The 6,562-nt window shown below is 74.5% G+C and carries 5 protein-coding genes; all 5 read left to right on the forward strand.

All coding sequences use genetic code 11. From position 1 onward, the window contains the following. Positions 1 to 177: 177 nt before the first annotated feature. The 5 genes from ACFV61_RS31025 to ACFV61_RS31045 all read left to right on the forward strand — a co-directional run bounded on the left by ACFV61_RS31025 (position 178) and on the right by ACFV61_RS31045 (position 6,538). The gene (locus tag ACFV61_RS31025; RefSeq protein WP_063349653.1) at positions 178 to 825 is read left to right on the forward strand and encodes an NUDIX hydrolase; all 648 of its coding nucleotides are present in this window, start codon (positions 178 to 180) and stop codon (positions 823 to 825) included. Between the two features lie 175 nt (positions 826 to 1,000). After that, entirely contained in the window at positions 1,001 to 3,202 is a 2,202-nt protein-coding gene (locus tag ACFV61_RS31030; RefSeq protein ID WP_380495219.1) for an AAA family ATPase, read from the forward strand. Between the two features lie 261 nt (positions 3,203 to 3,463). Next, on the forward strand, positions 3,464 to 4,579 hold the full coding sequence (ald, locus tag ACFV61_RS31035) for an alanine dehydrogenase (protein ID WP_063349655.1): 1,116 nt from the start codon (positions 3,464 to 3,466) through the stop codon (positions 4,577 to 4,579). Positions 4,580 to 5,060: 481 nt separating this feature from the next. Continuing rightward, positions 5,061 to 6,128 carry a ParA family protein gene (locus ACFV61_RS31040; RefSeq protein ID WP_208869108.1) on the forward strand — a complete coding sequence of 356 codons (1,068 nt, stop codon included), beginning with the start codon at positions 5,061 to 5,063 and terminating at the stop codon, positions 6,126 to 6,128. Continuing rightward, positions 6,125 to 6,538, forward strand: a complete 414-nt coding sequence (locus tag ACFV61_RS31045; protein WP_380495221.1) for a hypothetical protein — start codon at positions 6,125 to 6,127, stop codon at positions 6,536 to 6,538. The genes ACFV61_RS31040 and ACFV61_RS31045 overlap by 4 nt, the downstream gene beginning before the upstream one ends. Positions 6,539 to 6,562: the final 24 nt, after the last annotated feature.

Consider the following 6,562-nt stretch of genomic DNA (forward strand, 5'->3'; position numbering starts at 1 on the left):
CGCCCCCCCCCCGCCCCCGCCCCGGGGGGGCGCGGGGGGCGCGCCCCCCCCGGATCTTTAACCCCCCCCGCCGGGGGGTTTTTGGTGGTTGTGCGGCGCGGGGGGGGCGGCCGCGCGGGGGCGGGGCCCCCCCCGTCCGGCGTTAGATTGTGTCGCACTGACGAAAAGGGGAGAGCGATGGACGAGCAGCGCGACCAGGGGATCGCCGACGTGGCCGAGGAGTGGGAGGTCCGGGAGAGCCGGACGCCGTTCCAGGGCAAGGTCACCGGCGTGCGCAGCGAAGAGGTCCGGATGCCCGACGGCAGCTGGGCCCGCCGCGACTACCAGACCCACCCCGGCTCGGTCTCCGTGCTCGCCCTGGACGCCAAGCAGCGGGTGCTGGTCCTGCGGCAGTACCGCCACCCCGTCCGCCAGCGCCTGTGGGAGCTGCCCGCCGGCCTGCTCGACGTGCCCGGCGAGAACCCGTGGCACGCCGCGCAGCGCGAGCTGTACGAGGAGGCGCACTGCAAGGCCGACACCTGGCGCATCCTCGCCGACTACTACACCTCCCCCGGCGGCACCGACGAGGCGCTGCGGATGTTCCTCGCCACCGACCTCGCGGAGGCCGAGGGCGAGCGCTACGCGGCGCAGGGCGAGGAGCAGGAGATCGAGGTCGCCTGGGTTCCGGTGTCCGACCTGATCCGGCTGATCCACGCCGGGCGGCTGCACAACCCGACCCTGATCACCGGCACGCTCGCCGTGCACGCCGCGCTCACCGGACCGGACGGGCTGGACGGGCTGCGCCCGGCGGACTCGCCCTGGCCGGCCCGGCCCTTCGAGGGGTGAGCGAACGGCCCGTACGCCTCCTGAGCACCCTGCTGTTGATCCGCGAGGGTGATTTACCGGTTCGTACGACCGGATGTCACCTCGGCTGAGCCGGACGGTCGAACTACGCTTCGCAGACAGGGCGCCCGTCCCGGGCCGCCTCCGCTGAGGCCGGATGACGTCGGGAGTGGCACGGGTGGCGAGGAAGACGGCGACGATGGACCCCGGCCCCGACGCGCCCGTCGGGGCCGTTCCGGGCCTCGACCGGCTGCCGGCCGGGCCCGCACTGTTCGTCGGGCGGCGCACCGAGCTGGCCGCGCTGCGGGCGGCCGCCGCGCGCCCGGCCACCGGCCGCAGCCCGGTGCTGGTGCTGGCCGGCCGCCCCGGCTCCGGCCGCACCACGCTGGCGGTCCGCTTCGCCCGCACCGCCGCCGCGGACCACCCCGACGGCGTGCTCTTCGCGCGCCTGTCCGCCCCCGACGGCGGCCGGGTGACGCCCGCCCGGGCCGCCCGGCTGCTGCTGGAGCAGCTCGACCCCGAGGCCCCCGTGCCGCTGCCCGGCGCCACCGGGGACGGGCGGGACGAGCCCGCCTGCGTCGCGCTGCGCGAGGCGCTCGTGGGCCGCCGGGTGCTGCTGGTGCTGGACGACGTCCGGGACGCCGGGCAGCTGTGGCCGCTGCTCGCCGACGAACCCGGCTGCCTGGTGCTCGCCACCACCGCCGGGCCGCTCACCGGCATCGAGGACATCGACCCGGTGATCCTCGGCGGGCTCGACCGGCAGGCCTCCGGCGAACTGCTCGCCGATCTGGTCGGCGGCACCCGGATCTCCTGCGACCCGGTCGGCGGCGCCGACCTGGCCGAGGCCTGCGCGGCCCGGCCGGCCGCCCTGCGGCTGATGGCCGGGTGGCTGCGCGGCGACCCGAAGGCGGCCGTCACCGAGGCGGCGCGCGAGCTCACCCGGGTGGTGGGCGAGGAGTCGGCGCGGTCGGCGGCGCCGAAGGGGGAGGGGGAGAAGGCGGAGAAGCCCGTCCAGGGGCCGAAGACCGCCCAGGCGTCGACGCCCGGGAAGGCGGCGAAGCCGGTACCGGGGGCGGCGTCGGGGAAGGCTGCGAAGCCCGTACAGGGCACGACCTCGGGGAAGGCCGCGAAGCCCGTACAAGGGCTGAAGGCTGCCCAGGCGTCCACGCCCGGGAAGGCCGGGAAGGCCGCGACGCCCTCGCCGTCGGGGGAGAAGCCGGCCGAGGGCCCGGCGCCGGAGCCCGCCGCCGCCGAGACGGCCGGGGACCAAGCGGCCTGGGTGAAGCCCGGCCCGGAGCCGGCCGAGCCGGTGCCCGTCCCCGACAGCGACCCGCTGATCGGCGCGTTCACCCTGCTGTACGGCACCCTCCCGGCCGCCCAGGCGCGGATGCTGCGCACCCTCACCCTGGCCCCGGCGCAGACCGCCGACCCGCGCACCGCCTCCGCCCTGGTCGGCTGCCCGGCACCGGAGGCGGCTGTGACGCTCGCCGCACTGGCCGAACGGGAGCTGCTCGGCCAGGAGGCGCCGGCCGCCGACGGCAGCCCGCGCTACCGGGTGCCCGGCCGTCTCTACCCGAGGCTGGTCCGGCTGCGCGAGCAGGAGGACCGGCCCGCCGAGACCGAGCTCGCCCGGGCCCGGCTGCTGGAGCGGCTGGTCCGGCTCACCGAGTCGGCCCGCGCCCTGCTGGACCCGGCGGGCGGCCCCGGGCCGGACCCGCTGCCCGCCGCCCTGCGGCTGGGCTCGGCGGCGCACGCCCGGGAGTGGCTGCTCGGCGAGCGGGACCTGCTGCTCGGGGCGGTGGCCGACGCGATCGGCCAGGGCGACCTGGACGGCTCGGCGGGCCGGCTGGTCACCGCGCTGCTGCGGACCCTGCCGCTCACCGGCGCCGCCCCCGCCGACCTCTACCGGCTGCACGAACTGGTGCTGACCGTCGCCGAGCGGCACGGCAGACCCCGCCGGGCCTCGGCCGCGCTGCTCAACCTGGGCGACCTGCAGGCCGCCGCGGGCCGCTGGGAGCAGGCCGTCGCGCACTACCGGGCCGCCCTGGAGCACGCCCGCACGGCCGGGGACGAACCGCTCTGCGCCCGGGCCCTGGAGGGCGCCGCCGGCTGCCACCGCGCGCTCGGCGACGCGGTGCGCGCCGCCGACTGGTACGGGCGGGCGCTCGGCCTGCGGCAGTCGATGGGGGAGCCCGCCGCCGAGGCCCGGCTGCTCGCCCGGGTGGCCGAGGCGCACACCGCGCAGCGCCGTTTCGACGAGGCGGACCGCGAGTACCGGGCCGCGCTGGCGGTGCTGCGCAGGCTCGGCGACGAGCGCGGCCGGGAGGCCGTCGGGGCCGCCCTCGCGGACCTGCGGGAACGCGTCGACGCCGGGTGGTGAGGGGTATTTCGGAGGTATTGTCGAAGATGCCCGGTTAACACACCTTTGGTGGGAAGATCGCAAGGGAAGCCTACGAACCTGCCAATGTGTTCGGCAGATTTATTCACTTTGGAAGGCTGACACGCCGACTGGGCTTCATTACACTCGAACTCAGTCGCGCAGCGATCCCCGCCCCGGGCTGCCCCGGAGGCTTCCCCACGTGCGCGTCGCCCGCCGGTCTTCTCCGGTAGGGACCCCCATGGCAAGAGGACGTGTTTAGCCGTGAAGGTCGGCATCCCCCGCGAGGTCAAGAACCACGAGTACCGCGTGGCCATCACGCCCGCCGGCGTGCATGAGCTGGTCCGCAACGGACACTCGGTCTACATCGAGGACAACGCCGGTGTCGGCTCCTCGATCCCCAACGAGGAGTACGTGGCCGCCGGCGCCACCATCCTCCCCACCGCCGACGAGGTGTGGGCCACGGCCGACCTGCTGCTGAAGGTCAAGGAGCCCATCGCCTCCGAGTACCACCGGCTGCGCAAGGGCCAGACCCTCTTCACGTACCTGCACCTGGCGGCCGACCGCGCCGGCACCGACGCGCTGATCGCCTCGGGCACCACCGCCATCGCGTACGAGACCGTGCAGCTCGGCAACGGCGCGCTGCCGCTGCTCGCCCCGATGTCCGAGGTCGCGGGCCGTCTCGCCCCGCAGGTCGGCTCGTACCACCTGATGCGCCCGGCCGGCGGCCGCGGCGTGCTGCCCGGTGGCGTGCCCGGCACCCACCCGGCCAAGGCCGTCGTCATCGGCGGTGGCGTCTCCGGCTGGCACGCGGCCACCATCGCCATCGGCATGGGCTACGACGTGACCCTGCTCGACCGCGACATCAACAAGCTGCGCGAGGCCGACCGCATCTTCGGCACGAAGATCAAGGCCATCGTCTCCAACACCTTCGAGCTGGAGAAGGCCGTCATCGAGGCCGACCTGGTCATCGGCGCGGTGCTGATCCCGGGCGCCAAGGCCCCGAAGCTCGTCACCAACGAGCTGGTCTCCCGCATGAAGCCGGGCTCCGTGCTCGTCGACATCGCCATCGACCAGGGCGGCTGCTTCGAGGACTCGCACGCCACCACGCACGCCGAGCCGACCTTCCAGGTCCACAACTCGGTCTTCTACTGCGTGGCCAACATGCCGGGCGCCGTCCCGAACACCTCCACCTACGCGCTGACCAACGCGACGATGCCGTACGTCGTCGAGCTGGCCAACCGCGGTTGGAAGGAGGCGCTGCGCCGTGACCCGGCGCTCGCCAAGGGCCTGAACGTGCACGAGGGCCAGATCACCTTCCCGGCCGTGGCCGAGGCCTTCGGCCTGGAGTCGGTCTCGCTGGAGAGCGTGCTCGCCTGATCCGGTGATCCAGTGATCTGCTGATCCGGCGATCCGCTGATCTGGCGATCCAGTGATCCGGTAGGCCGCCCGGCGGTCGTTCGCCCCCGACCCGATCCCCTCGGGCCGGGGGCTTCGCCGTGCCCGTGAACGGGTGGTTGAGCGGGCGGGTCGCTCTGTCGTCAATTTCTGTCGGTCGTGTCACCCCACCGCAGAAACGTTAGGGTCAACGGCCTACTCATCCCTTGACATCGGCCCGCCCGATAGTCGACACATCCGGCCCACTACCGTGGATTGTGTTGCTGCGAACGCCTTGAACGGCCTAGAGTCGCAAACCGTCGGCATGCTGCCACGCTGACGAATCGACATAGAGTCCTGGATGCCCAAGGAGGTAAGACGACTTGTGAATGAGTCGACATTTGCTCCCGGGGGTGGTCAGCCAGGACTGGCGGAGCGCACCGCCGGCCAGCCGAGTGAGGAGCCCGGGGCCCGGCAGCCCTCCGTGGGCTCGGCCGAGGTCGGCTCGGTCGCACTCCGTACCTTCGAAGCACGCCAGAACACAGCGCAGGTGACCACGGTGACCGATCACGACGCCGACTTGGCGGCCTACGGCCTGGCCTACGGCGAGTTCGCCTACGGTGCCTACGACGACCCGGACGCCGAGTACGAGCCGGACCCGGAGTACGCCGCCACGCTGGCCCCCGACGCCGCGCGCCAGCGCCGCGAGCGGGTCGGCCCGACCGGCCGCCCGCTGCCGTACTTCCCGATCCCCGCCCCGGTCGCCGAGCACGGCCCCGCGCAGATCATCGCCATGTGCAACCAGAAGGGCGGCGTCGGCAAGACCACGTCGACCATCAACCTGGGCGCCGCGCTGGCCGAGTACGGCCGCCGGGTACTGCTCGTCGACTTCGACCCGCAGGGCGCTCTCTCGGTCGGCCTCGGCGTCAACCCGATGGAGCTCGACGTCACCGTCTACAACCTGCTCATGGAGCGGGGCCTGACGGCCGATGAAGTGCTGCTCAAGACGGCCGTGCCGGGCATGGACCTGCTGCCGTCCAACATCGACCTCTCCGCCGCCGAGGTGCAGCTGGTCAGCGAGGTGGCCCGGGAGTCCGCGCTGGCCCGCGCGCTGAAGCCGCTGCTGCCCGACTACGACTTCGTCATCATCGACTGCCAGCCCTCGCTGGGCCTGCTGACGGTCAATGCGCTGACCGCCGCTCACAGCGTCATCGTCCCGCTGGAGTGCGAGTTCTTCGCGCTGCGCGGCGTCGCACTGCTGACCGAGACCATCGAGAAGGTGTGCGAGCGGCTCAACCCCGAGCTGCGCCTGGACGGCATCCTCGCGACCATGTACGACTCGCGCACCGTGCACAGCCGCGAGGTGCTGGCGCGCGTCGTCGAGGCGTTCGGCGAGCACGTCTTCCACACCGTCATCGGGCGGACCGTGCGCTTCCCGGAGACCACCGTCGCCGGCGAGCCCATCACCACGTACGCGACCAACTCGGTCGGTGCCGCCGCCTACCGCCAGCTCGCCAGGGAGGTGCTCGACCGGTGCCGCCCCGCCGAGTGAGTCTCCCGGGGGCCGACGAGCTGTTCCGGACCACCGGCGGGATGGCGCTGTCGCCCTCCCTCGCGCCGCGTCCGGCCGCCGACGCAGCCAGAGCGGAGACCGCGCGGACCGTCCACGGCACGGACGGCGCCGAAGGCGCCGAGGACGCCCAGGACACCCAGCGCACCGGCGAGGCCGGGCGGCAGCCGTCCCAGGACCAGCAGCCGGCCGCCGGCGCACCGGCGGGCGCCCAGCCGCCCGCCCAGCGCTCCGCCTCGTCAGCCGGGCCCCAGGGCGCCGTGCCGGCCGGCCGCCAGCACCCCGGCGCCGCCGAGGAGCAGGCCGGCGGCACCGGGCGCGGCCGGGCGCGCGGCCGGGCGCCGCCGCGCCCCCCCCGGGGCGGGGGGCGCGCCGGGACGATCACCGGGTGAGTGGGCGGCGGGGGGCGCATGGTC

The organism is Kitasatospora sp. NPDC059817 (assembly GCF_042731835.1).
Classification (GTDB): Bacteria; Actinomycetota; Actinomycetes; order Streptomycetales; family Streptomycetaceae; genus Kitasatospora.